The sequence below is a fragment of the Cohnella sp. GbtcB17 genome, from assembly GCF_019091135.1.
Taxonomy (GTDB): Bacteria; Bacillota; Bacilli; order Paenibacillales; family Paenibacillaceae; genus Cohnella.
In genome coordinates this window covers 1-336 of the sequence record NZ_JAGXJW010000206.1, presented here as the reverse complement: position 1 = coordinate 336, position 336 = coordinate 1, and the positions used below count along the sequence as shown (strand labels likewise).

At 60.1% G+C, this 336-nt stretch carries 1 protein-coding gene; it reads left to right on the top strand.

Annotated features, from left to right (window positions below):
- Window positions 1-70: 70 nt before the first annotated feature.
- The coding region (locus KVT38_RS33610) for a class I tRNA ligase family protein (protein ID WP_217598059.1) at window positions 71-336 on the top strand (266 nt) is incomplete at its 3' end.

The following is a 336-nucleotide window of genomic DNA, read 5'->3' as shown; positions in this document are numbered from 1 at the left end:
TCCCTTTACGGGACGGGGCTTTTTTTATTTTCAGACCGCAGTAAATCCGACGAGAAAAGGAATGATGGACATGCGTCGCGTGGACGTAAAAGAAAAAGCCCGCAGCCGCGAGCTGCGCGTATTGGAGCAATGGAAGGCCGAGGGCACGTTCCGCCGGTCCATCGAAAACCGCAACGGCAAGCCGAACTTCGTCTTCTACGAAGGCCCGCCTACGGCGGACGGCAAGCCGCACATCGGGCACGTGCTCGGCCGCGTCATCAAGGACTTCGTGAGCCGCTACAAGACGACGTCCGGCTATCGCGTCACCCGCAAGGCCGGATGGGACACGCACGGCTT